Here is a 26,623-nt window from a genome sequence, read left to right as displayed (position 1 = left end):
CGCCCTACCGACCTAGGGGATTCACATATGTATTCTGCCGTAGTTCCGCCATCGGATTCCATCCTCCCAAACTGGACTCCAAAAGCAGCCCGACGATATTTGTTCCATACTGAAAAAGGGTTGTCATTCAGGGACTTGGCGCGCCGAGAAGGGTGCCACGCTTCTACGATTTTGCGCCAAGTTCGCCATTTTGAAAACCGCCGAGATGACCCGTTAGTCGATGAAGCTCTTCGACGTTTGAGCAACAATCTGACGTCATCCGAACCAATTGATAAAGCCAAAGGACGAGTAAATATGACAGCGCATAACCGTAACCATTCAGAAACCTTTCCTAACAGCTCTGCGCTCAGTGGCATACATGCCGCCAACGCAATTGAAGGTGATGAAACACTTGGCCGAGAAGCGCGACGTGTCTTGCGTCGGTTGAGTGAGACAGGTGCGGTGCTGGCTCTAGCTGCGGATATGGACAAGGCAGTGGTGTTGCGCACGCTAAAGGATGGACCACCCACGCGTACTGCGGTCGTCTCTCGCGATGTGGCGCAAGCCTTCGCGTTGAAGAACTGGATCACTTGCTCGCGAACGGGGCGGGTGTCCAGCTATACCATCACGGCGGCGGGGCGTGTCGCGTTGAAGCAGTATCTTTCCGAAGATTTGGCGCATAAGCGGCGCATGAGGGGCGCGCAAGATGGTCGTGACCCATTCGTCGACGGGCAATCTGACTGGGTGAATCGCATGACACGCCCAATGACGTCTGAGAGCCCTTTGGCGATGCTCGCGCGGCGCCGTGACAAAGAAGGCCGCGCCTTCCTATCCGCAGAACTTGTCCAAGCGGGCGAGCGGTTTCGCGAAGATTATGAGCTGTCGCAGATGGGCCATGGCGCTGCGCAAAATTGGGACCGCTTCATGTGCACAGGGGATAAGGCCGAATGGGCCGGTGAAGAGGGCGTCGCAGAAGGCTCAAAGGACGCGCGCACACGGATGATTGCGGCACTTGACGATCTTGGTCCGGGTTTGAGCGATATCATTATGCGTTGCTGCTGTTTTCTTGAAGGGTTGGAGACTGCAGAGAAGCGAATGGGGTGGTCTGCTCGGTCTGGCAAGATAGTGTTGCGGATCGCCTTGCAGCGCCTCCACGCGCATTACGTGGAGCAAACAGGGCATGTCAGCGCCATGATTGGCTAATTTGGGCGCTAGACATTGGGCCTGAACATTGGGGGCTGCAGCGCTAGCCCCCTACAATTCGGCAGGATTGGCGCGTTGACACGTGGACCTGTGACATTACTTCGTTTAGCATTGAACTAAATTATGTCATAGACGCCGTGTCATCCCTACAGGAGCCGAAATAATGGCCACCCGCGACCTGAAAATCCCAAGCCAACGCCACCCTGAAAAGGCCAAGCGTCCGGATAATGCTCAACCTCGAAAGCCATCTTGGATCAGAGTGAAAGCACCAGTAGGTGAGGGATATAAAGAAACCCGCAATATTATGCGCGAACACAAGCTTACAACGGTTTGCGAAGAAGCGGGTTGCCCGAATGTGGGTGAATGTTGGAACCAAGGACACGCCACCATGATGATCATGGGCGAGGTCTGTACACGGGCTTGCACCTTCTGCAACATCGCGACAGGTAAGCCGCCGGAAGCCTTAGACGTGTTCGAGCCTGGCCGTGTCGCGGATGCGGTGAAGAAACTTGGGTTGAACCATGTGGTGATCACGTCTGTTGATCGCGATGACATTGAAGACGGTGGTGCGGAGCATTTTGCCCAGACCATCCGAGCCATTCGTCGCCAATCCCCCAACACGACCATTGAAATTCTGACGCCGGACTTTATTCGATGTGATCCCAAGGTGTTGGAGATCGTTGTTGAAGCACGCCCAGACGTGTTTAACCACAATTTGGAGACCGTTCCGGGCCTGTACCCAGAAGTGCGCCCGGGTGCGCGTTACTTCCATTCCTTACGTTTGCTGCAGCGGGTTAAAGAGCTTGATCCAACGATGTTCACGAAATCGGGGATCATGGTTGGGCTAGGTGAAGATCGCCAATCGGTTGTGCAAGTGATGGAAGACATGCGTGCGGCTGACATCGATTTCTTAACAATCGGGCAATACTTGCAGCCGACCCCCAAGCACCACCGCGTTGACCGTTTTGTGACGCCTGAAGAGTTCGAATCTTACGAGAAAGCGGCGTTCGGCAAGGGCTTCTTAATGGTATCCTCGACACCGCTGACGCGCTCCAGCTACCACGCAGGGGATGATTTTGCGAAACTGCGGGACGCACGTTTGGCCAAAATGGGCAAAGCCTAAAAACGAGGCGCGCGGGGCATACGGTCCAACTTGGCCCATTCGGGCCACCCGACGTAATGCTCGAGCAATGCGATCGTGATGCACAGAGCGATCAAGCCAACGAAAAGCTTTACACGTTTCTCGGACGGGGGGCGGCGGGCCCACATGGAGGCCCGCAACAACCAGCGCCAGCTCATATGAAGCGAACCTTACCGATATGGGGCAGGTTGCGGTTGCGTTGCGCGTAGTCGATGCCGTAGCCGACCACGAACTCATCGGGGATCTCGAACCCTGTCCATGTCGCCTTGATGTCGACCTCACGGCGGGTGGGTTTGTCGAGCAAGGCGATGGTCTCAATGCGGGCAGGGGCGCGGCTTTCTAGCAGGTGCAATACGTGGGACAGAGTGAAGCCTGTATCCACAATGTCTTCCACCACGAGTACATCGCGGCCGCCGATTTCTCCGCGTAAATCCTTCAGGATGCGGACCTCGCGGGAACTTTCCATACCGTCGCCGTAACTGGATGCCTCTAGAAAGTCGACCTCCACAGGCAGGTCCAATTCCCGCACCAAATCGGCAATAAAGACGAATGATCCGCGCAAAAGCCCTACAACCACCAGCTTATCAGTATCAGCAAATCGGTCGTGTATTTCGCGGGCCAAAACCTCGATGCGGGCCGCGATGGATTTGGCCGAGATCATTTCGTCGATCACATAAGCTGGATGAGACATGTTATACCCTTGAATTTTGTGCCCGACTAAGGGACACCCGCCTGAACAAATCGAGCAAACCGAGCCCCTAACGCCTATGCCAAGCCACCGTGAAAAACGCAAGCTGCCCTATAGCGCAGAGCAGATGTACACTCTTGTGGGGGACGTTGCCAACTATCCAAAGTTTTTACCGTGGTGCTCGGCGGCCCGCATAAGGTCGCGTAGCCAAGAGGATGCGGCTGAAATCATGTTGGCGGATTTGGTGATAAGCTTCAAAGTGTTTCGCGAACGGTTTGGCAGCAAGGTTACGCTGTGGCCGAACGACATGCAGATCGACACAGAATACCTTGATGGCCCGTTTAAATACCTCAAAAGCACGTGGGAATTCCGCGACGATGGCGAGCAGGGCTGCGAAGTAGAGTTCAACGTCGACTTTGAGTTTAAGAACAAGATTTTGCAGGGCGCTGCGGGGCTGTTCTTTAATGAGGCGATGCAGCGCGTAGTGCGCGCCTTTGAAGAACGCGCGGATGACTTGTATGGCGCCGGAGCGTAAGCGTCAGTAGCCGCGCCAAATCCACCCGCCACCAAAGATGCGGCTGGATCCCTCATCGTAGAACACGCAAGCTTGACCCGGCGAGACACCTTCCTCTGGCGTCAAAAGCTCCACCTCCGCCTCGGTCGCGGAGATCGGGCGAATGATCGCGGAAGCCGGTGGGCGGGTCGAGCGGACTTTTACACCAACATGCCATGCTTCCTTGCTGTCAAAGGGCACGTCGCCCAGCCAGTTGATCTCGCGAACGGGTATTTTGCGCGTGGCCAAGGCCTCTTTCGGGCCGACAACGACGTGCTTTTTGTCGACATCTAGTTTCACAACATACAAAGGCGAAGACAGCCCACCGATCCCAAGACCCCGACGTTGACCGATCGTGTAGTGGATCAGCCCGTTGTGCTGCGCCAATATATTGCCTTCCATATCAACCACATCGCCCGGCTCCCCAGCACCCGGACGCAGCTTTTCGATGACAGACGCATAGTCGCCATTAGGCACGAAGCAAATGTCTTGGCTGTCCGGTTTATCCGCGACCGACAGCCCATATTTAGACGCCAGCGCGCGGGTCTCGTCCTTGGACGCAAGATGCCCCAACGGGAACCGCAGGTAGTCCAATTGCTCGGATGTGGTCGAGAACAAGAAATAGCTTTGGTCGCGGTTCGCATCGGCGGCGGAGTGCAGCTCGGCACCATGTTCGCCGGTTTTGCGTTGAATGTAGTGGCCGGTGGCCATGCAATCGGCGTCAAGGTCTTTGGCCGTTTCCAACAGGTCTTTGAACTTCACGCGCTCATTGCAACGGATGCAGGGCACAGGAGTTGCCCCGCCCAGATAGCTGTCGGCGAATTCATCGATGACCGCATCTTTAAACACATTCTCATAGTCGAGAACATAATGCGGAAAGCCCATATCCTCTGCCACGCGGCGCGCATCATGGATGTCGCGGCCTGCACAACAAGCCCCTTTTTTGGAAAGGGCGGCACCATGGTCATAGAGCTGTAGCGTAACCCCGACAACATCGTAGCCTTCTTCGGCCAACTGCGCGGCCACCACAGAGCTATCAACGCCGCCCGACATAGCGACGACGACGCGTGTTTCCGATGGGGGCTTGGCAAATCCAAGCGAGTTTAGACGACCCGATGTCCAATCCAATGCCATGATGGCCTCCGTTGAGGGGATAGGCGAAAATATAGGAAAATCTTAGCCAGTCGCAAGACCACGCTTCATTTCCTCTTAAGGCAAGGCTGCATATCGTATGAAAAGTGTAAGAATTCAAGGCGAATGGTGATGTATTTAAAAAGAGAAACGGGTCCGCGAATGGTCACTTTGTCCGACGGGACAAGTATGAGTCGCTCCGACCTGCCCGATGTCCAAACGCGACGTTGGGTGGCCAGCCGCAAGGCTCGTGTGGTTAAAGGAGTAGAGGCGGGCCTGATTTCGGAGAAAGAAGCCTGCAAAATGTATGATTTATCGAGTGAAGAGCTATCATCATGGCGTTCGGCCTTAACAGATCATGGCTCAAAAGCATTAAGAGCTACTGCTATTCAAAATTATAGGCAAAATGGGAATTAATCTGTTTATCATTGTTACCGTAACCTCAAATTAACCTTTTACACTTTACTGTTAACTTCTTGAGGGGACGTATATCGGAGAAACATTATGCGAGTGCTACTCGTTGAGGACGACCCAACTACCGCCAAATCCATTTCTATGATGCTTACGCACGCTAATTTAAATGTTTATTCGACAGATTTAGGGGAGGAAGGGATCGATCTTGCAAAGCTTTATGATTACGATCTGATCCTATTAGACCTGAACCTCCCGGACATGACCGGCCACGAGGTGTTGCGACATTTGCGTCAAGCGCGGATAGAGACGCCTATTCTAATCCTATCTGGCGCTGATGACACTGACAGCAAGCTGAAGGGTTTCGGCTTCGGTGCCGATGATTATCTGACAAAGCCTTTCCACCGCGAAGAATTAGTTGCGCGCATTCACGCGATTATCAGACGCTCTAAAGGGCATTCTCAGTCCATCATTAAAACGGGAAGTATTGCCGTAAACTTGGATGCAAAGACTGTAGATGTCGAAGGGGCGCCTGTTCACCTTACTGGTAAAGAATATCAAATGCTTGAGTTGTTGAGCCTTCGTAAGGGGACAACATTGACCAAAGAGATGTTCTTGAACCATCTCTATGGTGGAATGGACGAGCCTGAGCTGAAAATTATTGACGTTTTTATCTGCAAGCTGCGTAAGAAGTTGGCCACGGCTACGGGCGGCGAGAGCAATATCGACACCGTTTGGGGCCGTGGATATGTTCTGCGAGACCCACAAAACGAAGCTGATACTAAGAATGATCAATTGATCGCAGCGAACGCTTAGATCAAAACGGTCGTATGAATTATCGGATAGCGCGCTACAGGTGGTGTGCTATCCGTTTTACGTCAGACATGAATGGCTGAATTTGACAGCCTGTATGTCTGGACGCCCTGCTGTTCTCACAATATCAACAAGGTTGTGAGCAATTGGGGGCAATCGGTGAAAAACGCGACGAAAGTTGAAGAAATTGACCCGCAAAAGCTTTCGCGTGAGCAAGCTGCTGTGGAATTGGCGAGGCTGGCGGCTGAGCTGTTGCAAGCAAACGCGGATTATCACGGTAAAGACAAGCCGGTGATCACTGATGCCAAGTATGATCTCCTGAAAATACGCAACACCGCAATTGAGGCGCAATTTCCAGATCTCAAGCGCGAAGATAGCCCGTCAGAACAGATTGGGGGACCTTTGGCCGAAGGGTTCTCAAAAATCCGCCACGATGTGCGTATGTTATCGCTTGGAAACGCATTTGATCCCGATGATGTTGATGAATTCGATGCGCGCATTCGGAAGTATCTGGGCTTAAGTGAAGCTGATCCGTTGAGCTATACGGCCGAGCCAAAGATAGACGGGCTTTCGCTGTCATTGCGGTATGAGCATGGAAAATTGGTGTCTGCGGCCACGCGGGGTGATGGTGAGGTCGGCGAGAACGTCACAGCAAATGCGAAGATGATCGCCAATGTCCCGCAAACAATAGCTGATGCACCCGAATTACTGGAAGTGCGCGGCGAAGTTTACATGAGTCATGAGGATTTTGCGGCTTTGAACCGTGCGCAAGAATCTGTGGGCGCAAAGAATTTTGCAAATCCAAGAAATGCTGCCGCTGGCTCGTTGAGACAGCTAGATGCAAAAATAACAAAAGCCCGTCCTTTGGCCTTTTTCGCATACGCTTGGGGGGCGCTGTCGGAGCCATTGGCGAAGGCACAACTGGATGCAATTGAGCGGCTCGGGAAGTTTGGGTTCCAAATCAACCCTCTGACGAAGCTATGTGCCGGCCCAAAGGAATTGGTCGCGCATTATAAACACATTGAGATGGCACGCCCTGATCTGGGCTATGACATCGACGGGGTTGTCTACAAGGTTAACGATTTGGATTTGCAGCGCCGACTTGGCTTCAGATCGACTACTCCAAGATGGGCGATCGCGCATAAATTCGCGGCTGAGCTTGCTTGGACGCATCTTGAGGCCATTGAAATTCAGGTCGGACGAACAGGCGCTTTGTCACCGGTTGCGCGCCTGTCACCAGTTACGGTTGGCGGTGTGGTCGTGTCCAACGCGACGTTGCACAATGAAGATTACATCAAGGGCTTGGACAGCAAGGGCGCAGAAATACGTGGTGGCAAGGATGTGCGTGAAGGTGACTTTGTTCAGGTTTACCGGGCGGGCGATGTGATCCCGAAAGTGGCGGATGTTGATTTGGCCAAACGACCCGAAAGCGCGCTGTCTTTCGAGTTTCCGGTAACTTGTCCAGAATGCGGATCAGCCGCAATTCGCGAAGAAGGGGACGCCGTTCGTCGCTGTACCGGTGGCGTGATATGCCCGGCGCAAGTTGTTGAAAAGCTGAAACACTTTGTCAGTCGAGGGGCGTTCGATATTGATGGGCTTGGTGCCAAGCAAGTCGAGGCTTTCTATCATGACGACCAACTCAAGGTCTTGGAACCGGCTGATATATTCACCCTCAAATCCCGGGATGCGGAGGGGTTAACAAAGCTTAAGAACCGTGATGGCTGGGGCGATACTTCGGTCAGTAATTTGTTTGATGCCATTGATGAGCGTCGAAAGATTCCGCTCAACCGAGTTATTTTCGCGCTCGGTATTCGGCACGTGGGGGAAAGTGCGGCGAACTTGTTTGCGCGCCACTTTTCAACATGGGAGGACTTCAACAAAGCGGTTCGCGATGCTGAGCCTCAAGATGGCCCTGCATGGGATGACTTGATGTCGATTGACGGTGTGGGGGCAGTGATGGCCGCATCGTTAACGCAGACATTTGCACAAGAGAGAGAGTACGCGTCGATTTCCAGACTGGTGGCCGAGTTGGACATTCAATCGGTTGAGCGTCCGTCGCAAGATGGCAGTCCAGTCGCGGGGAAAACGGTGGTATTCACCGGATCGTTGGAAAAGATGACGCGTGCGGAAGCGAAAGCGCGCGCGGAATCCTTAGGTGCCAAGGTCTCGGGAAGCGTCTCGGCGAAAACGAACTTGTTGGTCGCGGGACCAGGAGCGGGATCCAAAGCCACAAAGGCCGCGGCTTTGGGCATAGAGGTGATCGATGAGGACGCATGGCTCGTCCTTATCGGCGACGCGTAGGGCCGATGAGCGGGCGTCCTGAAATCCTGTATCCACTGTTCTGCGCGTTGACGGAGTTGGACGGTGTAGGCCCCAAGATTGCAAAAAACTTCGAACAACTGGGCGTTGAAAAGCCGCGCGACCTTCTGTTTACATTGCCACAGTCCGGTGTTGATCGTGCGGTGAAAGCATCTGTTCAAGACGCGGTTCTACCTGACGTGGTCACAGTGGAGGTTGAGATTGGGATGCATGTGCCACCTCGCACACGTGGGCGGCCATATCATGTGCATGTGCGCGACGATAAGCTGGAGTTCCGCCTCGTGTTCTTCCATGCGCATGGGGATTATTTGCAAAAACAACTGCCTACGGGACAACGCCGCGTCGTTTCTGGCAAGGTTGAGATGTTCGATGGGCAAGCGCAGATGGTGCATCCCGACCATATGCTGCCCGTCTCGAAGGCGTCGGAAATTCCAGAGTTTGAGCCGATTTACCCGCTAACCAACGGTGTCACGCAGCGGGTCATTCATAAGGCCGCGCAATCAACTTTGACGCGAGTGCCAACGTTGGATGAGTGGATTGATGCCTCGCAAAAGGCGAAAGCTGAATGGCCGGATTGGGCGGACGCGGTACGCGCTGCGCACAACCCGTCACAACTTTCGGACATCAACGTCGCTGATCCTGTGCGCGAACGTCTGGCTTACGATGAACTGTTCGCGCATCAACTCACCCTTGGCTTAGCGCGAGCAACGGTTCGCGCCAAACCGGGTATTTCAAGTACGGCCACGGGCGCTCATCAGGCGCTGGTTTTGGAAGCCCTACCTTATAGCCCAACGGGCGCGCAAACGCGGGCCATCGCGGAGATCGCGGGCGACATGCAGGCGCCCATTCGGATGAACCGGCTGCTGCAAGGGGATGTGGGCGCGGGCAAAACGCTGGTCGCATTCATGGCCTTGCTAGGAGCGGTGGAGGCTGGCGGGCAGGGGGTGATGATGGCACCGACCGAAATTCTTGCAAGGCAGCATCATGAAAGCCTTGTCCCATTGGCATCCGACGCAGGTGTGGGTTTGGAACTGCTCACTGGCCGCGACAAAGGGGCGGAACGTACAGCTAAGTTAAAGGCCCTGGCGGCGGGTGAAATTCATGTCTTGGTCGGGACACATGCGGTGTTCCAGCAAGATGTCGAGTTCAATGATCTGCGATTGGCGGTGGTAGACGAGCAGCACCGTTTTGGGGTGAACCAACGCTCCGAGTTAGGGGCAAAAGGGCGAGCAGTTGACGTGTTGGTAATGACCGCCACGCCGATCCCACGGTCCTTGTCATTGGCGCAGTACGGCGACATGGACATTTCGGTGCTGGACGAAAAGCCATCGGGGCGAAAACCGATTGCGACGGCGACGGTCTCAACGGGCCGGATTGATGAGGTGGTGTCCAAACTACAGGGCGTGATCGCCGAAGGGCGACAGGCCTATTGGGTTTGCCCCTTGGTTGAGGAAAGCGAGCTTAGCGACAAAACTGCAGCCGAGGACCGGTTCAAACGCTTGAGAGCAGCCTTGGGCGAAGGCGTCGTGGGGTTGGTGCATGGCCAAATGCCGCCTGCAGACAAGGACGCCGCGATGGCCAAATTCGTCGCAGGCGAGACATCCGTGCTGGTGGCAACTACGGTGATTGAGGTTGGGGTCAACGTGCCCAACGCGACGATTATGGTGATAGAGCGGGCGGAAACATTCGGCTTGGCGCAGCTTCACCAGTTGCGTGGGCGTGTCGGACGCGGGGACGCGGCGTCGACCTGTTTGCTGCTGTTCCAAGACCCGCTGTCGGAGACGGCCAAGAGACGGTTGCGTATTATGCGCGAGACCGAAGACGGGTTCCGCATCTCAGAAGAAGATCTCGCCATTCGCGGGGCCGGTGATTTGATCGGTACGGCTCAAAGTGGACTACCACGGTTCCGGATCGCAGATATTGAACGCCAGTCTTCGTTGATGGCGATTGCCCAAAGTGACGCGCGTAAACTGTTGGCGGATGATCCATCGCTCCAATCTCCGCGCGGCCAGGCTGCGCGTGTTCTTCTTTGGTTGATGGAGCAGGATAAGGCAATTCGTTTAATATCAGTGGGTTAGGTTGATGTCTCACATATTTGTTCTAACTTGTTCACAAATGTTCTTAAAAAGTTCTTTACATAGCTAGTCATAAATGAGAACAAAGGTGCAACAAGAAAACGAATTGAGGGAGTAAACAACATGATCAAAGATTTCCGCGACGTTCTAACTCGGTCCCCCAAAGCCCTTATGCATGATGCGGCTGGGATCGCTTCTATCGGCGTTATGATGACCGTCGCCCTCTATTTGCCAACGCTTTTCTAGAGTTAACTGCCTGCTGTCTTTTTACTAGGCCCGACTGGTTTCTTGTCCCGTTACCCGTCGGGGGTGCGCAATGTCCCCAACTTCACCGGCTGCTTTCCGGTATGCGCATATGACCTGACTAGACAAGCGACTTGCCGCTGCGTCCCGCCCGGACGTGGCGGCATTTTTTTATGCGCAATTCGCGTTTCGAGCCTGTTCAATGGCCTCGACCGTGGCATCAAGGGCCAACATTATGGAGGCGTGGCGGTTCTTAAATTCCTTTGCGGGAAGCAGAACTTTCAATTCATCAAAAGGGGCGTCTGGGGCTGGGCCGTCAGATTTCAGCATCGCCTTGAGTTGCGTCTGAGCGCGGCGAATTTCGTCTTCATTACGCCCGACAACCGCGCCACCAACAACAGAGGCCGCCGCTTGCCCCAAGGCACAGGCTTTTACGTCTTGACCAAATTCGCTGACACAGTCGTTTGCCATATTCAAATCAACGGTGATCGTTGATCCACACAGAGGAGAGCGGCGTTTAACGCTGGCATGGGGATTCTGAAGACGATCTGTATGCGGTATGTCCGCTGCAAGCGCCAAAATTTGCCCAGAGTAGAGCTTGATGAGATCGTTGTTCTCAGACATTTTCGTAGTCCCATTATCGGCTTTTCAACCAAGTCCTAACCATAGATAAGGGCTTGTGCAGCGTTTGCAAAAGGTAATTCACATGACACAGTTCGATCCCAATAAGTTGACCTTCGACGATAAGGGGCTACTGCCTGTCATCGCTCAAGATCATGAAACTGGCGAAATTCTTATGTTGGCTTGGATGAACGCCGAGGCTGTTGCAAAGACCTTAGAGACAAAGAAAGTGACCTATTGGTCAAGATCGCGTCAGGCGTTCTGGATTAAGGGCGAGACTTCCGGCAATGTACAGGCGTTGATTGATCTGCGCGTTGATTGTGACCGCGATTGCCTTTTGGCGATTGTAGATCAAACCGGTCCGGCCTGTCACACCAACCGCCGCAGCTGCTTCTACACATCCGTTATTGATGGCACCGAGCACGAGTTGATGAAGCCAGAGGTTTAAAGCCCGACTTTCATACGGACATCAGCAGCAGTTAAGCCGTCCTCGCGATACTTCGCGATGGCACGGGCGTCGTCGCGCTTGGCCAATCGCTTACCCGCATCGTCACGGATTAATTCGTGGTGATAATATATTGGAGTTTGAAGCCCCATAAGATTCTGTAAAACAACGTGAATTTTGGTGGCTTCGAACAGATCTGATCCGCGCACCACATGTGTGATGTCTTGCGCATTATCGTCCAATACGACGGATAGGTGGTAGGATGTGCCCATGTCGCGACGGGCAACAACTACGTCGCCGATGGTTTCAATCACATCTTCGCCGGTGAACTCAATCAGGCCGGTTTCACCGTTTGGGCCCGTGCCTATCTCAATGAAGGAAAATTGTTGTCCCGCTGCGGCGCTCATCATATTCAGCCTGAGTGCGGCATTATCGGGGAAGGGACCATCGGTGGCTTTGGTGCGACAGGTTCCAGGATAGACGATCCCGTCTGGTCCCATAATGGGCGTGCTACCTTCTTGTGGAGCTGAAGCGGCAGCCAAGATGTCTTTGCGATTGCAACTGCATTGATAAATCGCACCTTCGTCCCATAGCCGCCGCAACGTATGGTGATACTCCTTCAAACGGTCCGATTGGCGCATGACTGGCTTGGGCCAGTCTAACCCCAGCCATGTTAAATCTTCATAAATCTGCGCTTCCCATTCTGGGCGCGCTCGCGACTGATCGATGTCCTCAATGCGCAGCAAAAATTCGCCATCCGTCTCGCGAGCCATGTCACTCGCCAAAAGCGCCGAGTAAGCGTGGCCAAGGTGCAAGGGGCCAGTTGGCGAAGGGGCGAAGCGGGTGCGATATGTCACTGAAGGATCAACACTTTAATCACGGGATTTACGCCACCTTTGTTGTCATCGGCCCAACGTCGCAAATCCCCTTAGATTAGTCTAGTTGCGCGGCTTCTAACCATTGCGCCCACGAGTCCTTGGCGCGGTCCGTATAGATTTTGTAGCGGGTCTTGCGATTGCGGCGGCCACCTTTGGCGTCTACTGGCGGGAACAGCCCGAAGTTCACATTCATCGGCTGGAAGGTTTTCGCCTCCGCGCCGCCGGTAATATGGGTGACCAAGGCGCCCATTGCGGTGTCGGGTGATGGCGTATCCAGCTCTTTGCCCAACATCTCTGCAGCGGCGTATCTGCCCGCAAGCAAACCCATCGCGGCGGATTCGACGTAGCCTTCGACGCCCGTGATCTGCCCCGCAAATCGCAAATGCGGTTTGGATTTCAAACGCATCTGGCCATCCAACAAGGTGGGCGAGTTGATGAAGGTGTTCCGGTGAATGCCGCCGAGCCGCGCAAATTCAGCGGTCTCAAGCCCGGGGATCATGCGCAGTACTTCTTTTTGCGCCCCGTATTTCATCTTGGTCTGGAAGCCGACAATGTTGAACAAAGTGCCCAAAGCGTTGTCGCGGCGTAGTTGCACCACGGCGTGTGCTTTGATCTGCGGCTGGTGCGGGTTGGTCAGGCCAACAGGTTTCATCGGACCAAAGCGCAGGGTCTCGCGGCCGCGCTCTGCCATGACCTCAATCGGTAGGCAGCCGTCGAAGTAACCGGCGGTTTCGCCTTCCTTGAACTCGGTTTTGTCGGAGGCCAGCAAGGCGTCGATAAAGGCCTCATAGGTCTCTTTATCCATGGGGCAGTTGAGGTAGGCCGTGCGGTCTTCCTCGGTCTCGCCCTTGTCGTAGCGCGATTGGAACCACGCCTTTTCCATGTCGATGGTGTCGAAATAGATAATCGGGGCGATGGCATCAAAGAATGCCAACGCGTCTTGGCCCGTCTCTGCCGCGATGGCTGTGGCGAGTTTCAGCGAGGTCAAAGGCCCCGTGGCAATGATCCAGTTGCCATCCGTCGGCAGCTCATCAATCGGTTCATATGATACGGAAATGTTTGGATGCGCCGTCAGCTTTTCAGTCACGGATTGCGCGAAGGGATCACGGTCCACGGCCAAAGCGCTGCCAGCAGGCAGGGCGTGTTTATCGGCCATTTCCATGATGATGCCGCCCGCTTGGCGCATCTCCCAATGCAGCAAGCCTACTGCGTTTTGCTCGTGGTCGTCAGAGCGGAAGGAGTTGGAACACACCATCTCCGCCAGATCACCTGTGCGGTGCGCGAAGGTTTCGACCTTTGGGCGCATTTCGTGGATAACCACTTTGACGCCCATGTTTGCGGCCTGCCAAGCGGCTTCAGAGCCTGCCATGCCGCCACCGATGATATTGAGGATGCTATCTGTCATGAGGTGCGTGTAGCGCAGTGCGCGAGGGAGCACAAAGCAAAATGGCCGCCCATATAAGGACGGCCATTTGAAGTTTTAACTCTCGTCGGTTGAGGTCTCTTCGACGTCGCCTGTGTCGCCCTCATCATCCTCGCTTTGGTCGGCGATCCACGCAACGGAGACAACTTCCTCTCCCTTGCCAGTGTCGAACACCTTCACACCACCAGCGGAGCGGGACCTGAACGAGATGCCATCAACGGGGCAGCGAATGGACTGGCCTTTGGAGGTGGCCAACATGATCTGGTCGCTGCCTTCAACAGGGAAGGAGGCAATGATCTCACCGCCGCGCATGGCCTTGTCCATCGCCGTGACGCCCATGCCGCCGCGACCGCGAACAGGATAGTCGTGCGAGGAGCTTAGTTTGCCCGCGCCGCCTTTGGTGAGGGTCAGGATCAAGTCCTCATAGGCGGACATCTCGGCGTAGCGTTCTTGGGTAATGTCACCTGCCGGTGCGTCGTCATCCTCTGCTTCAACGTCGTCCGCTAAGCCCATGACTGCGCGACGCATTTTTAGATATGCAACGCGTTCAGACGGGTCAGCCTCGAAGTGGCGGATAACCGACATGGAGACGACACTTTGGCCGTCTTGCAGTTTGATCCCACGCACGCCCGTCGAGTTGCGTGAGGAGAAGACCCGCACATCAGTCGATGGGAACCGAATGGCACGGCCCGCGTTGGAGATCAGCATGACGTCGTCGTTTTCGTCGCAGATGCGGGCATTCACCAGCTCAACGCCCTCAGGCAGTTTCATCGCGATTTTGCCGTTACGCATGACGTTGGTGAAGTCCGACAGCGCGTTGCGGCGCACGTCGCCTGCGGTGGTGGCGAACATGATCTGTAGGTCGCCCCATTCCTTCTCGTCGCGGTCTACGGGCATGATCGCCGCGATGGAGACGCCGGTTGGGATTGGCAAAATGTTAACGATGGCTTTGCCTTTGGCGGTACGACCACCTTGGGGCAGGCGCCATGTTTTCAGCTTATAGGCCATGCCGTCCGTGGTGAAAAACAGCAGTTGCGTGTGGGTGTTGGCCACGAAAAGTTGCGTGACCACATCGTCGTCCTTGGTGGACATGCCGGACAGGCCCTTGCCGCCACGGCGTTGCGCACGGAATTCGGCCAGCGGGGTCCGTTTGATCCAACCCGTTTGGGTGATCGTGACGACCATGTCCTCTTTCTCGATGAGGTCTTCGTCTTCCATGTCACCGGACCATTCAACGATCTCGGTGCGGCGTGGAACGGCGAATTGCTCTTTAACTTCTGTCAACTCGCCGGAAATGATCTCCATGATCCGTTCGCGCGAGCGCAGGATTGAGAGGTATTCGGTGATCTTCTTGGCAAGCTCTTCCAGCTCGTCCGTGACTTCTTTTACACCGATCTGTGTCAGGCGTTGCAGACGTAGTTCAAGAATGGCGCGGGCTTGGGTCTCAGAGAGGTGGTAGGTTCCGTCGTCGTTGACGGTGTGGGTCGGGTCGTCGATCAGCTTGATGTATTGCGCGATGTCAGCGGCTGGCCATGCGCGGGTCATCAAGCGGCTGCGCGCTTCGGCGGCGTCGTTTGAGGAACGGATGGTCGCCACGATCTCATCGATGTTGGTCACGGCCACGGCCAAACCACATAAGACGTGACTACGCTCACGCGCTTTGCGCAGCTCGAACGCTGTGCGACGGGCCACTACGTCTTCGCGGAAGGCGATGAAGTTGGTCAGGAAGGTGCGCAGGGTCAACTGCTCGGGCTTGCCGCCGTTCAGCGCCAACATGTTGCACGCAAAGCTGGTCTGCATCGGCGTGAAGCGGAACAATTGGTTCAACACGACCTCAGCCGTTGCATCGCGCTTCAGCTCGACCACAACACGCACGCCGACGCGGTCAGATTCGTCTTGGACGTGGCTGATGCCTTCGATCTTCTTGTCGCGGGCGGTCTCTGCAATCCGCTCAATCATCGTGGCTTTGTTCACCTGATACGGGATCTCGGTGATGATGATTGCGAAGCGGTCTTTGCGGATCTCTTCAACGTGGGTTTTGGAACGCACAATGACGGAGCCGCGCCCTTCAGTATACGCCTTAATAGCACCTGTGCGCCCAAGGATGATGCCGCCTGTCGGGAAGTCAGGGGCGGGGACGTATTCCATCAACTGGTGTTCGTCCAAATCGGGGGACTCGATCAGCGCCAATGTGGCGTCGATCACTTCGCCCAAGTTATGTGGCGGGATGTTTGTGGCCATACCGACCGCGATACCACCAGCGCCGTTGACCAGCATATTCGGGAAACGGGCAGGCAGAACGGTAGGCTCACGGTCCTTGCCGTCATAGTTGTCTTGGAAGTCGACGGTGTCTTTTTCGATATCTGCCAGCAAGGAGCCCGCAGGCTTGTCCATTCGCACTTCGGTATAGCGCATCGCGGCAGGGTTATCGCCGTCCATGGAGCCGAAGTTGCCCTGACCATCCAGCAAAGGCAGCGACATTGAGAAGTCTTGCGCCATACGCACAAGCGCGTCGTAGATCGCACTATCGCCGTGGGGGTGATATTTACCCATAACGTCGCCGACGGGGCGGGCGGACTTTTTGTAGGATTTATCGTGCGTGTTGCCGGTCTCATGCATCGCGTAAAGAATGCGGCGGTGGACTGGTTTTAGACCATCGCGAAGGTCGGGAATCGCACGCGAGATGATGACGCTCATGGCGTATTCGAGGAAGGAGGTCTTCATCTCATCCGAGATGTTGATCTGCGGTCCGTCATGATGCATGCGGAACGGGGTATTTTCTTCTTCGTTATCAGGTGTTTCCGGCGTGTCGTTCACGTAGCGTCCCATCTGTCTTTTGATGCGCCTTAGGGCGTCTATATATAGTTGGTGCTACTATAGACTAACCTAGGTTTAGGGTGCAATGGGGCGGGTGTGATTGGTTTGCCTTAGCTGGCCCGCCGTGCCGCCGTGATCCAGATCAGGGCCAACACCAACGACAGGATCGCGTTCCAGCCCGCCATAGATACACCAGCCAATGACCAGGCAATCTCATCGCAGCGCACCATGGGCGCGGCCATGATTTGCTCAAGGAGCTGCTCGGGCGTCAGCGCCGTGATATCGTCTGAGGTGCAGCTATTTGGGCCTTCCCACCACGACTGCTCAACCCCTGCATGGAACAAACCAATTGCGGCAGTCGTTGCAGCGGCAAGGGCACCCAAAAGGGCAATGATGCGACTTGGGATCACGATGAATGCGATGCCCAGAACAAAAGCGAAGGCATGCGGCCAGCGCTGCCACAGACACATCTTACAGGGGGCATACCCCATGATCTGAAACACGAATGCACCGCCCAACAGCAAGAAGGAGCCACCAGCGGCAACAATAGCCATTTGAGTGCGGGACGTTTTCATATGAATTTTACCAGTGCAAAGCCGCCCAGTAAGACGACAAGAAAGAGGGATAGCGCCAAGCCTAGGCGTTTCTCGATGAAGTCGCGGATCGGATCACCGAATTTCCACAGCAAACCCGCCACAAGGAAGAAGCGTGCGCCGCGTGCGATAATAGAGGTAACAATAAAGGTGCCCAGCGGCATTCCGGTCCAACCGGACATGATGGTGATAACTTTATAGGGAAAGGGGGTCATCCCCGCGATTAGCACCGGCCAAAAGCCCATGTCGTTAAAGCGTTCATTGAACTCGGCTGCCGCATCGCCTTTTCCTAGCGCTTGCAGGATTGGTTGGCCGATCTGTTCAAAGGCCAGCGCGCCGATAGCGTAGCCCAAGAGGCCGCCGATTACGGATGCTGCCATTGCAACGCCAGCAATCAAGAATGCCTTGTTCGGGCGGGCAATGATCATTGGGATCATCAAAATGTCCGGGGGAATAGGGAAGAAGGAGCTTTCGGCAAATGCCACCAACACCAATGCCCACATAGCATAGGGGTGATCCGCCAAAGAGAGCGTCCAGTTATATAGCCGTTTCATGTTGTGTCCTGCTTCGCCAATGTCGCGCCCGCTTATACTGCAAGCGTCGACTAGGTAATGTGCCTTAGGCCTATAATGGCCCTAGAGGGGGCTTAAGTCTAGCTATGGCGTGTGAATAAAGAGGTTTAAGGCATTGGCGGATGCGACTGGGACTCGCTTTATAGAGACGTCGATGGACCGGTGTTTGCCTAGATGTTTTGTTTCCAAACAAGTTAGTCGTTAAAAACTGCCAGATATTGCAAACGACGAATTGACGCGCCCGAAAGCTTTGGCTAAACCGCACCCACCTCTGGTGACGACTACCGCGTCACCGCACGAGACAGGGGCCCGAGTGGTGGAATGGTAGACACGACAGATTCAAAATCTGTTGCCGCGAGGCGTGCCGGTTCAAGTCCGGCCTCGGGTACCAATAATCACAAATCTGGAATCTCAGGCAGAATGCCTCAACCTCTAATTTGGTCGGTCGGTTGGTATCGAGATCCCGCTTTTCGCATAAAGTTGGTTGTTTGGGTGGGTTGGGTTGTAATCCATTGTTTTTATGAGGTTATTTCTTGTATTTTGGGTTGGGTTCCGAATAGGAAACAATATGTTCAAATTCTAACAACTGTTTCTAAAATCGTGGATTTGAGCTCTTTAGAAGCGAGAATGACGTCACGTAGCGAAAACTGATTCTACGCGCAATCAGCGGCATTCCACTCATTTTGTGAACAATTTCCGAAGATCTACACAATTGTACCGCAAATATTTGCGGGGAATAAAAGTTGTAAGAAAACCGCGCTTCTTCCAAATGGTAAGGAAAAACTTACCTTACCCTTGAGTCACAACATTGTCGGATTCTTCGCGCTGACGTTAGGTAACTCTATAAAATAACCATTAAATAATAAGTACTTACACCCAGTTTTGGGGCGTGATGATATGATTTCCGTATGTAAGAAAAGTACCAATTTTTGGACGTTTTGTTTTGTAGGGGTGGCGAATCAAGTTCCCTAAAGTTCGAGTCAATAGGTCGAAAGAAGGCCGGTTTGTGACGAGCTTTCAAAAATACCACTGTTGGGTGAGCTTTTATAAAGGTAAGTAAAAGCACACCCATCTGGGGGGTGAAGACATATGGCCACGGGGGCGGCCACACGATGACGCATTCCTGCCGAATGCGAGGGAATTCGTGTGAACGCTTGCGTGGTTCGTTGGGTCTCAACGAATGCTTATTACAAGCTGACACCGAACATTGGGCTTCATTGCCCATCTTTCCCCTCTTTTTGGCGCCGCGTTTAGTGTGGCCGCATTTGTGGCGTCTTCACTCTTCCGGATTTGATAACTGCACGAAGCCTGGGAAAGAACATGGCTATAGAATTCACATTATTGGTTCTGCTGACAGCGTTAAGCGCTGTCTCTTGCCGCGTGATGGCTTCTGGAGTGTGCATCAATGAGTTCAAATTTGCCGTTGAGAACGACTGTAATTCGTTCCGCCTCGGTAATGTCGTAGGAGACTGAGAATGCCCGACGTACTAATTACGTTTGAAAACCTTCAAGCTGGCGATATCGTCAACGGCCAATTCGCTGCTAATGGCGTGACTATTAGTTCTGGCGATCCGAGCACGCCTCCTATGGTGTTCGACACGGATAACCCAACTGGCGGTGACTCAGACCTTGCAACCAACAACCTTGGCAACGTGCTGATCTTGTCGGAAGACGGTGATAGCAACGATCCGGACGATAACGCAGGTGGTGGCGAGTTCATCTTTGAATTCGATGAGCCTTCTGATGTCGTCAACTTCAACGTGCTGGATGTTGAAGAATCTGGCGTGGTTCGCCTTTTCGATGCGGATGGCAATCTGATCGACACGATTACAATCTCACCAACAGGCAACAACGGCCAAGCCACGGTTAACATTAACGCGCAGAACGTCTCGCGTATGGAAGTTGAGCTCAACGGCTCCGGTGCGATCGACAATATTTGCTTCATTACACCTGAAGATGACGACATGTTGGACGGCGTCGTCGAGGGGTCGGCTGGCGACGATGTTATCGACGTGAACTACGATGGCGACCCTGATGGCGACTTCATCGATGCGAACGACGAGATCCTGCCAGGCGAAGGCCCGAACGACGATATCGTGGACGCGTTCGGTGGCAACGACACAATAAACTCGGGCGAAGGCAACGACGAAGTCTACGCGGGCTCGGGCGATGACACTGTAAATGGCGGTGCCGGTGACGATATCATCTACGGTGACAGCAACTATGACGGCGCTGGCGCTGGCAATACTGTTCGCGAGAGCCTGAACTGGGACGATGCACCGAACTTTGGCAATGGCAACGACGCCAATGGCTTCACCCAAGATACTGGTAATGTCGAAGTGACATTCTCCATTCTGTCCGAAAGCGGCTACGCTGAAACTGAATTTGAGACAGACACACAACTGGTTAGCGGCATCGATAGCGGTTCCGAGACTGTAGAAGACAACAGCTCGCTTTTCTCGGTAACGAACGGGGATAGCGGTCGGGCGGAATACGAGTTATCCTACTCCGACGCCGTTGAAAACGTTGAGTTCCGCATCAATGACATTGATGGCGACGGCGTTGTTCGCGTTCGCGCATTTGACGAAGACGGCAACGCAATTGTTGTAGAGTTGGACGCTGGCAACAGCCTGACACTAAGCAACACCGACGGTGTAGTGGGTAATGACACTGCTACGTCCAATGGCGGCTACGCAGCAGACACATCGCCGAACTACTCGGTTGTGGTTTCTATTGCTGGTCCAGTAAGCCGCATCGAGATTCTGCACGATCAAGTTGGTAGCGATAACTCCGGTATTAACATCACGGATGTGTTCTTCGACGTAAATGCGGACGTTGTCGACGATGGCCCTGACGGCAATGACTTATTGCGCGGTGGCGATGGCAACGACATTATCTTCGGTGAAGGCGGCCACGACCGTCTCGAAGGCGGCAATGGCGACGACACATTGGACGGTGGCGACGGCAACGACGTCATCATCGGCGGCGCGGGCAACGACACCGCACAAGGTGGCGCTGGCAACGACGAAATTTGGATGGGCTCCGGTAACGACACTGTTGACGGTGGCGACGGCAACGACTGGATCCACGGTCAATCTGGTAATGACACCCTGAATGGTGGATCCGGCGACGATATGATCTTCGGCGAAGACGGCGACGACCGCATCGAAGGCGGCGACGGTAACGATGCTTTGTCCGGCGGTAACGGTGATGACGACATCTTTGGCCAAGCTGGGGACGATACCATTCAAGGCGGCGCTGGCGATGACTTCCTTATAGGTGGCGACGGTGACGACACCATCACAGGTGGCGACGACGACGATGTCCTTTGCGGTAACGACGGCGACGACACGCTTATGGGCGGAAACGGAAACGACGTTCTCGAAGGCATGAACGATAATGACACCCTGTTCGGTGGTGCTGGCAATGACACGCTTTACGGTGACGCTGGTAATGACGAGCTGACAGGTGGCGAAGGTGCAGACACGATCTTTGGTGGCTCTGGCCGCGATACCATCCTTGGCGGCAACGATGGCGACACAGTTGACGGCGGTACAACCGGCGACGACTTCGACGTTCTTGATCTGACAGGCGAAGGCCCATTCCGCATCGTGAACCAAACGGTTGATGCAGACGGCGACAGCACCTCGGGTACTGTCGAGTTCCTCGACGACAATGGTGACGTCACTGGGTCTTTGGTCTTCACCGAGATCGAGCAAATCATTGGCGACCTCGTAAACCAAGGCCCTGACGCAGTTGACGACACTGCGACCGGTACAGAAGACGAAAGCGTCACAATCGACGTTTTGGCCAACGACACTGACCCTGAAAATGATGACCTGACAGTGATCGACGCAACATCGCCAAATGGTGAAGTTGAGATCAACGCTGATGGGACGATCACCTTCACACCTGCTGAAAACTTCAACGGTGACACGACAATCACCTACACAATTGAAGATGAAGCCGGGAACACGGACACGGCCACTGTTGAGCTAACGGTCGAAGCAGTCAACGACGCGCCTGATGCGGTCAACGATAGCGACGTGACGGATGAAGACACTCCGATCACGGTTGATTTGCTGGCCAATGACACTGACGTTGACGGCGATACACTGACTGTCACCAACGCGACTGTTCCTGCTAATCAGGGTACTTTGGTCGACAATGGCGACGGCACAGTCACCTTCACGCCAGCCGAAAACTTCAACGGTACGGCGACCATCAACTACGACATCACAGATGGCAACGGCGGCCGGGATTGGGCGACCCACACCATCGAGGTTGGCGCAATCAATGACGGCCCTGACGCGGTTAACGACGCTGATGTTACGGATGAAGACACCCCGATCACGGTTGATTTGCTGGCCAATGACACGGATCTGGATGGCGACACGCTGACAGTGACCGGTGCGACTGTACCTGAGAACCAAGGCACGCTCGTTGACAATGGCGACGGCACAGTGACCTTCATTCCAGCCGAGAACTTCAACGGCGAAGTGACGATCTCCTACGCGATCACCGACGGCAACGGCGGCACGGACACTGCGATCCACACGGTCACAGTGCTTCCAGTGAACGACGCGCCCGTGGCGGTTGACGACATCGCGGAGACCTTCGAGGACGAAGCGGTTGTTATCGATCTGATCGGCAACGACACCGACGTGGACGGCGATCCGCTGAACATCGGCACCGTTTCGGTTCCGGCTGAGCAGGGCACAGTTGTCGACAATGGCGACGGCACGGTCACCTTCACGCCTGCTCCGAACTACACGGGTCCGGCGGAAATCACCTACACGGTCCAAGACGGCCAGGGCGGTGAAGACAGCGGCGAAGCGGTTGTTAACGTTGAAGTTATCGGCGTAAACGACGGCCCACAGGCTGTGGATGACGCGGTGACAACCGACGAAGACACTCCGGTGACCATCGACGTGCTGGACAACGACTTCGACACCGAAGGCGACGACCTGAGCATCACAACGGCGACTGTTCCGGCCGATCAAGGCATGGTTGAGGTTGTTGACGGCGAGCTGGTGTTCACACCTGCCGAGAACTTCAACGGCGAAGCGACCATCACCTACGGTATCACCGACGGCAACGGCGGGGCAGATATCGGCGAAGTCATCGTCACAGTCACACCTGTGAACGACGACCCAGTTGCGGTTGATGACCTTGAGACCACAGACGAAGACCAGCCGATCACCATCGACTTGATCTCCAACGACACAGACGTTGACGGCGATGACCTGAGCGTCGGTTCGGTGACTGTTCCTGCCGAGCAGGGCACGGTTGTGGACAATGGCGACGGCACAGTGACCTTCACTCCGGCTCCGAACTTCAATGGCCCAGCGACAATCACCTACACGGTTGTTGACGGGAATGGCGGCGAAGACGAAGGCCAAGCGGTGGTCTCTGTCGGTGCGGTTAACGACGGCCCAGTGGCTGAGGATGACAGCGATGTCACCACCGAGGACACAGCGGTTACCGTTGATTTGCTGGCCAACGACTCTGATGCGGACGGCGACGATCTGACAGTGATCAACGCAACTGTTCCTGCTGACGAAGGCACCTTGGTCGACAACGGCGACGGCACAGTGACGTTCACACCTGCCGAGAACTTCAACGGCACGGCCACGATCAGTTACGAGATCTCCGACAGCAATGGCGGCACCGACAACGCAGTGCACACCATTGAGGTTACTGAGGTTAACGATGGGCCTGATGCGGTGGATGACGAAGCGTCGACCAACAACTTGACGCCAGTTGAAATCGTAGTTCTTGGCAACGACACTGACCCAGAGGACGATGATCTGACAGTGACCGAAGCCTCCGTGGACGAAGGCGAAGTAACCATCAACGCTGATGGCACATTGACCTACACTCCTGAACCAGATTTTGGCGGCGTGGCGACGATCACCTACACAATCACAGACGGCAACGGTGGCTTTGACACCGCGACAGTCACAGTTAGCGTGAACGACGGTATCGTTGAAGGCACCGCTGGCGACGACTTGATCGACGAAAACTACCTCGACGATCCGGAAGGCGATCTGATCGACAACAACGACGAATTCTTGCCGGGCGAAGGCCCACAAGACGACATCGTGTTGGCTGGTGACGGCGATGACACCGTATTTGCTGGCGAAGGCAACGACGAAGTCTTCGGCGAAGAGGGTGACGACACGCTCCACGGCGAAGCAGGCGACGACTTCCTGTCTGGCGGTGCTGGTAACGACGAAATCCTAGGTGGTGACGGCGACGACACTATCGAAGGTGACGATGGCGATGACCTCCTTTGGGGCGGCGCTGGCGACGACACTATCATTGGTGGCGACGGCAACGACAACGTCATGGGCGGCTCTGGCGATGACACCGTTGATCTGGGCGAGGGCGATGATATTGCTCAAACCGGTTCTGGCGATGACACCGTTCTTGGCGGCGCTGGCAACGACACAATCGAAACCAACGACGGTAACGACACCGTTGAGGGTGGCGACGGTGACGACGTTATCGACACTTCCGGCGACAGCCCACGTCCTGATCTTGGCTACCCGGGCTTGTTCCCAGGTGATCTGGACCCGAACGACGACATCGACTTTGTTGATGGTGGCGACGGTGACGACACGATCTCTACCGGTGACGACGCTGACACTATTATCGGTGGCGCTGGCAACGACACAATCGATGGTGGCCTAGACGCCGATACTATCGATGGTGGCGACGGCGATGACCGTATCGTGGGGGGCGAAGGCTCCGACGTGATCAATGCGGGCGCAGGCGATGATATCGTCTTCGCTGGCATCGACCCTGATCTGGGACTGCCTGATAACCTCGACATCGCTGATGTTGACGGCGATCTGGTGCTTAACAACGGTATGGATGTGGTCAACGGCGGTGACGGCAACGACACGATCTTCGGTGCTGACGACGATGACACGCTGAACGGCGATGCGGGCGATGACTTCATCGACGGCGGCGTGGATGCGGACGATATCAACGGTGGCACTGGGAACGATACGTTGATCGGTGGCCAAGGCGCTGACACGATCGATGGTGGTGACGATGCTGATACGATCATCGTAAGCAGCGCGGAAGACGGTGCTGGTGACATTATCGACGGCGGCACTGGAGGCGACGACAACGATGTTCTGGACCTGACTGGTGCAGGCCCACTGCGTGTCGTTGGCGAAACTGTGGATGCGGACGGCGACAGCACTTCAGGTACTGTTGAGTTCCTCGACGGTGTTGGCGGTGACGTGATCGGGACACTTCAGTTCTCCGAGATCGAAAGCATCGTTCCTTGCTTCACACCGGGCACTTCGATTGCGACGGTACGTGGTGAAATCCTTGTTGAGGACCTGATGGTCGGTGACAAGATCATCACACGTGACAATGGCATCCAAGAGATCCGTTGGATCGGTGCCAAGCGCATGGATGGTCGTGAGTTGCAAAACAACCCACACCTGCAACCTGTCCTGATCCAGAAAGGCTCCCTCGGGAACGGTCTGCCAGAGCGTGATATGCTGGTAAGCCCGAACCACCGGATGCTGGTGAACAACGATCGCGTTGCCCTCTACTTCGAGGAGAACGAGGTTCTGGTTTCGGCCAAGCACCTGGTTAACCCGTCGCAGGGTGTCCAGACCATTGCATCAATGGGCACGACCTATATCCACTTCATGTTCGACAACCACGAAGTTGTCTTGTCGAACGGCGCGTGGACAGAGAGCTTCCAACCTGGTGACTACTCGCTGAAAGGCATCGGCAACTCGCAACGGAACGAAATCTTCGACTTGTTCCCAGAGCTGCAAGGCGAAGCCGGCCGCGAAGCATATGCTTCCGCCCGCCTGACCCTGAAGAAGCACGAAGCTAAGTTGCTGTTTAAGTAAGGTTAGAGTTTCAGTTGCGCCCCTAATTGGGGCGTATCTGGGGGGTAACTAGTGATTGATTAAGAAGGCCCTTCTGCAAAGAGGGGCCTTTTTTATTGAGCGGTCTCTAACTTATGTCGTGCGCTCCGCACGCCACGCGTCCCATTCTTCGGGGGTATCGAGGTCGCGCAATGCTGCCGCTCCAACTGGCACCAAGACGGTATCCGACAGGTGGCGTTTTAGAACGGGTTGTGCGCCAGTATCGCCCGACAGCTGCGAAAGCTCGCCAAACAACGCGCGGCGGATAAGTACCGGATGTCCGGGTTTTCCGGCCTGATTTGCCCCGCGCAACACATTGGCAAGCGGGTGAGCGGTTGCAGCGTTGATAAGTTTGTTCAGGTCAGTCGTCGTCAGGTCAGGTAAGTCGGCCAGAACGATCAGCACCGCATCTGCGTCCATCCCTTCGATCCCGATCTGGATGGAATGGGACATCCCCAATTCGGAGCCGCCGTTAAACACGACCTCCACGTCCAACTCCGAAAGCGCATCCTCGCGGTTCGGACGATTGGGCGGTAGCACCACCCGTACCAACGCAGCCTTTGAATTGAGGCTCATCAAGGCGCGGTCCCGCAATAATGGAACGCCGTCGATCTGCTCCAGAAGTTTGTCACGTGCCCCCATGCGTGACGAAGCCCCACCGGCTAGAAGTAACGCTGCTACCTTCATCGTGCGACCTCAGGGATCGCATTTTCATGGGGTAAGTTGGGCATAAGTATCCGTTCTGTCGCAGGTATTGGCGCGTTATCTTGCGTCATAATTGCACCCTAGATTGGACACAGTTGCGCGTCAAAGA

General features: G+C 55.0%; 20 protein-coding genes and 1 tRNA gene. 11 read left to right on the top strand and 10 right to left on the bottom strand.

Going from position 1 to position 26,623, the window contains the following annotated elements; all coding sequences use genetic code 11:
• Nucleotides 1-294: 294 nt before the first annotated feature.
• Together ABJN86_RS02880 and lipA are read left to right on the top strand one after the other, a co-directional pair.
• Nucleotides 295-1,182 carry a DUF6456 domain-containing protein gene (locus tag ABJN86_RS02880; protein WP_348364143.1) on the top strand — a complete coding sequence of 296 codons (888 nt, stop codon included), beginning with the start codon at nucleotides 295-297 and terminating at the stop codon, nucleotides 1,180-1,182.
• 163 nt (nucleotides 1,183-1,345) lie between these two features.
• Nucleotides 1,346-2,305, top strand: coding sequence for a lipoyl synthase (gene lipA / locus ABJN86_RS02875; RefSeq protein WP_348364144.1), 960 nt, complete (start codon nucleotides 1,346-1,348; stop codon nucleotides 2,303-2,305).
• On the opposite strand, the gene ABJN86_RS02870 is transcribed toward lipA, so the two are convergent.
• Nucleotides 2,302-2,481, bottom strand: a complete 180-nt coding sequence (locus ABJN86_RS02870) for a hypothetical protein (protein ID WP_348364146.1) — start codon at nucleotides 2,479-2,481, stop codon at nucleotides 2,302-2,304. The genes lipA and ABJN86_RS02870 overlap by 4 nt on opposite strands.
• On the bottom strand, nucleotides 2,478-3,014 hold the full coding sequence (gene hpt / locus ABJN86_RS02865) for a hypoxanthine phosphoribosyltransferase (protein ID WP_348364147.1): 537 nt from the start codon (nucleotides 3,012-3,014) through the stop codon (nucleotides 2,478-2,480). Before hpt ends, ABJN86_RS02870 begins: the two co-directional genes overlap by 4 nt.
• A 76-nt stretch (nucleotides 3,015-3,090) precedes the next feature.
• On the opposite strand from hpt, the gene ABJN86_RS02860 reads away from it, so the two are divergent.
• Nucleotides 3,091-3,546 carry a type II toxin-antitoxin system RatA family toxin gene (locus tag ABJN86_RS02860; RefSeq protein ID WP_348364149.1) on the top strand — a complete coding sequence of 152 codons (456 nt, stop codon included), beginning with the start codon at nucleotides 3,091-3,093 and terminating at the stop codon, nucleotides 3,544-3,546.
• A 3-nt stretch (nucleotides 3,547-3,549) separates the two neighbouring features.
• Here the strand turns inward: ABJN86_RS02860 and mnmA are convergent, their stop codons facing one another.
• Complete coding sequence (mnmA, locus tag ABJN86_RS02855) at nucleotides 3,550-4,698, bottom strand: tRNA 2-thiouridine(34) synthase MnmA (RefSeq protein WP_348364150.1); 1,149 nt, start codon at nucleotides 4,696-4,698, stop codon at nucleotides 3,550-3,552.
• Between the two features lie 129 nt (nucleotides 4,699-4,827).
• Here mnmA and ABJN86_RS02850 point away from each other — a divergent pair, with 129 nt between their 5' ends.
• The 5 genes from ABJN86_RS02850 to ABJN86_RS02830 all read left to right on the top strand — a co-directional run bounded on the left by ABJN86_RS02850 (nucleotide 4,828) and on the right by ABJN86_RS02830 (nucleotide 10,559).
• Entirely contained in the window at nucleotides 4,828-5,112 is a 285-nt protein-coding gene (locus ABJN86_RS02850) for a DUF1153 domain-containing protein (protein WP_348364151.1), read from the top strand.
• A gap of 87 nt (nucleotides 5,113-5,199) precedes the next feature.
• Nucleotides 5,200-5,922, top strand: a complete 723-nt coding sequence (locus ABJN86_RS02845; protein WP_348364152.1) for a response regulator transcription factor — start codon at nucleotides 5,200-5,202, stop codon at nucleotides 5,920-5,922.
• A 72-nt stretch (nucleotides 5,923-5,994) separates the two neighbouring features.
• Entirely contained in the window at nucleotides 5,995-8,220 is a 2,226-nt protein-coding gene (gene ligA / locus ABJN86_RS02840) for an NAD-dependent DNA ligase LigA (RefSeq protein ID WP_348377614.1), read from the top strand.
• Nucleotides 8,221-8,225: 5 nt separating this feature from the next.
• Entirely contained in the window at nucleotides 8,226-10,316 is a 2,091-nt protein-coding gene (gene recG, locus ABJN86_RS02835) for an ATP-dependent DNA helicase RecG (protein ID WP_348364664.1), read from the top strand.
• Nucleotides 10,317-10,436: 120 nt separating this feature from the next.
• Nucleotides 10,437-10,559, top strand: a complete 123-nt coding sequence (locus tag ABJN86_RS02830) for a hypothetical protein (RefSeq protein WP_348364156.1) — start codon at nucleotides 10,437-10,439, stop codon at nucleotides 10,557-10,559.
• Between the two features lie 168 nt (nucleotides 10,560-10,727).
• Here ABJN86_RS02830 and ABJN86_RS02825 read toward each other — a convergent pair whose 3' ends face one another.
• Nucleotides 10,728-11,180: an iron-sulfur cluster assembly scaffold protein gene (locus tag ABJN86_RS02825; RefSeq protein ID WP_348364157.1), complete on the bottom strand. Its 453-nt coding sequence runs from the start codon at nucleotides 11,178-11,180 to the stop codon at nucleotides 10,728-10,730.
• An 82-nt stretch (nucleotides 11,181-11,262) separates the two neighbouring features.
• Between ABJN86_RS02825 and hisI the strand changes: the two genes are divergently transcribed.
• A complete protein-coding gene (gene hisI, locus ABJN86_RS02820; RefSeq protein WP_348364159.1) occupies nucleotides 11,263-11,625 on the top strand; it encodes a phosphoribosyl-AMP cyclohydrolase in 363 nt (120 codons plus the stop codon).
• On the opposite strand, the gene gluQRS is transcribed toward hisI, so the two are convergent.
• The 5 genes from gluQRS to ABJN86_RS02795 form a co-directional block, all read right to left on the bottom strand.
• Complete coding sequence (gluQRS, locus tag ABJN86_RS02815; RefSeq protein WP_348364161.1) at nucleotides 11,622-12,479, bottom strand: tRNA glutamyl-Q(34) synthetase GluQRS; 858 nt, start codon at nucleotides 12,477-12,479, stop codon at nucleotides 11,622-11,624. The two genes, hisI and gluQRS, sit on opposite strands and share 4 nt — an antisense overlap.
• A 76-nt stretch (nucleotides 12,480-12,555) precedes the next feature.
• Nucleotides 12,556-13,905 (bottom strand): methylenetetrahydrofolate--tRNA-(uracil(54)-C(5))-methyltransferase (FADH(2)-oxidizing) TrmFO, encoded by a 1,350-nt coding sequence (gene trmFO, locus ABJN86_RS02810; RefSeq protein ID WP_348364162.1) that lies wholly within the window; start codon nucleotides 13,903-13,905, stop codon nucleotides 12,556-12,558.
• Between the two features lie 75 nt (nucleotides 13,906-13,980).
• On the bottom strand, nucleotides 13,981-16,752 hold the full coding sequence (gene gyrA, locus ABJN86_RS02805; protein ID WP_348364163.1) for a DNA gyrase subunit A: 2,772 nt from the start codon (nucleotides 16,750-16,752) through the stop codon (nucleotides 13,981-13,983).
• Nucleotides 16,753-16,850: 98 nt separating this feature from the next.
• Nucleotides 16,851-17,315 carry a disulfide bond formation protein B gene (locus ABJN86_RS02800; protein ID WP_348364165.1) on the bottom strand — a complete coding sequence of 155 codons (465 nt, stop codon included), beginning with the start codon at nucleotides 17,313-17,315 and terminating at the stop codon, nucleotides 16,851-16,853.
• Nucleotides 17,312-17,887: a YqaA family protein gene (locus tag ABJN86_RS02795; protein ID WP_348364167.1), complete on the bottom strand. Its 576-nt coding sequence runs from the start codon at nucleotides 17,885-17,887 to the stop codon at nucleotides 17,312-17,314. The genes ABJN86_RS02800 and ABJN86_RS02795 overlap by 4 nt, the downstream gene beginning before the upstream one ends.
• 325 nt (nucleotides 17,888-18,212) lie before the next feature.
• Between ABJN86_RS02795 and ABJN86_RS02790 the strand changes: the two genes are divergently transcribed.
• Both ABJN86_RS02790 and ABJN86_RS02785 read left to right on the top strand, forming a co-directional pair.
• Nucleotides 18,213-18,296: transfer RNA gene (locus ABJN86_RS02790), tRNA-Leu, on the top strand.
• 1,084 nt (nucleotides 18,297-19,380) lie between these two features.
• Nucleotides 19,381-25,791 carry a cadherin-like domain-containing protein gene (locus ABJN86_RS02785; protein ID WP_348377613.1) on the top strand — a complete coding sequence of 2,137 codons (6,411 nt, stop codon included), beginning with the start codon at nucleotides 19,381-19,383 and terminating at the stop codon, nucleotides 25,789-25,791.
• Between the two features lie 111 nt (nucleotides 25,792-25,902).
• Here ABJN86_RS02785 and ABJN86_RS02780 read toward each other — a convergent pair whose 3' ends face one another.
• Entirely contained in the window at nucleotides 25,903-26,496 is a 594-nt protein-coding gene (locus ABJN86_RS02780; protein WP_348364171.1) for a nucleotidyltransferase family protein, read from the bottom strand.
• Nucleotides 26,497-26,623: the final 127 nt, after the last annotated feature.

Source organism: Litoreibacter sp., assembly GCF_039974535.1.
GTDB lineage: Bacteria > Pseudomonadota > Alphaproteobacteria > Rhodobacterales > Rhodobacteraceae > Litoreibacter.
This window is presented reverse-complemented; position numbering and strand designations above follow the sequence as displayed.

What these genes read in the sequence shown, in the direction of transcription:
- ABJN86_RS02845 (WP_348364152.1), top strand. Translation starts at nt 5,200, where the DNA reads ATGCGAGTGCTACTCGTTGAGGACGACCCAACTACCGCCAAATCCATT.
- recG (WP_348364664.1), top strand. Translation starts at nt 8,226, where the DNA reads ATGAGCGGGCGTCCTGAAATCCTGTATCCACTGTTCTGCGCGTTGACG.
- ABJN86_RS02800 (WP_348364165.1), bottom strand. Translation starts at nt 17,315, where the DNA reads ATGAAAACGTCCCGCACTCAAATGGCTATTGTTGCCGCTGGTGGCTCC.
- lipA (WP_348364144.1), top strand. Translation starts at nt 1,346, where the DNA reads ATGGCCACCCGCGACCTGAAAATCCCAAGCCAACGCCACCCTGAAAAG.
- ABJN86_RS02880 (WP_348364143.1), top strand. Translation starts at nt 295, where the DNA reads ATGACAGCGCATAACCGTAACCATTCAGAAACCTTTCCTAACAGCTCT.
- mnmA (WP_348364150.1), bottom strand. Translation starts at nt 4,698, where the DNA reads ATGGCATTGGATTGGACATCGGGTCGTCTAAACTCGCTTGGATTTGCC.
- ABJN86_RS02785 (WP_348377613.1), top strand. Translation starts at nt 19,381, where the DNA reads ATGCCCGACGTACTAATTACGTTTGAAAACCTTCAAGCTGGCGATATC.
- ABJN86_RS02850 (WP_348364151.1), top strand. Translation starts at nt 4,828, where the DNA reads ATGTATTTAAAAAGAGAAACGGGTCCGCGAATGGTCACTTTGTCCGAC.
- hisI (WP_348364159.1), top strand. Translation starts at nt 11,263, where the DNA reads ATGACACAGTTCGATCCCAATAAGTTGACCTTCGACGATAAGGGGCTA.
- ligA (WP_348377614.1), top strand. Translation starts at nt 5,995, where the DNA reads ATGGCTGAATTTGACAGCCTGTATGTCTGGACGCCCTGCTGTTCTCAC.
- ABJN86_RS02780 (WP_348364171.1), bottom strand. Translation starts at nt 26,496, where the DNA reads ATGAAGGTAGCAGCGTTACTTCTAGCCGGTGGGGCTTCGTCACGCATG.
- gyrA (WP_348364163.1), bottom strand. Translation starts at nt 16,752, where the DNA reads ATGGGACGCTACGTGAACGACACGCCGGAAACACCTGATAACGAAGAA.
- trmFO (WP_348364162.1), bottom strand. Translation starts at nt 13,905, where the DNA reads ATGACAGATAGCATCCTCAATATCATCGGTGGCGGCATGGCAGGCTCT.
- ABJN86_RS02870 (WP_348364146.1), bottom strand. Translation starts at nt 2,481, where the DNA reads ATGAGCTGGCGCTGGTTGTTGCGGGCCTCCATGTGGGCCCGCCGCCCC.
- hpt (WP_348364147.1), bottom strand. Translation starts at nt 3,014, where the DNA reads ATGTCTCATCCAGCTTATGTGATCGACGAAATGATCTCGGCCAAATCC.
- ABJN86_RS02830 (WP_348364156.1), top strand. Translation starts at nt 10,437, where the DNA reads ATGATCAAAGATTTCCGCGACGTTCTAACTCGGTCCCCCAAAGCCCTT.
- ABJN86_RS02795 (WP_348364167.1), bottom strand. Translation starts at nt 17,887, where the DNA reads ATGAAACGGCTATATAACTGGACGCTCTCTTTGGCGGATCACCCCTAT.
- ABJN86_RS02860 (WP_348364149.1), top strand. Translation starts at nt 3,091, where the DNA reads ATGCCAAGCCACCGTGAAAAACGCAAGCTGCCCTATAGCGCAGAGCAG.
- ABJN86_RS02825 (WP_348364157.1), bottom strand. Translation starts at nt 11,180, where the DNA reads ATGTCTGAGAACAACGATCTCATCAAGCTCTACTCTGGGCAAATTTTG.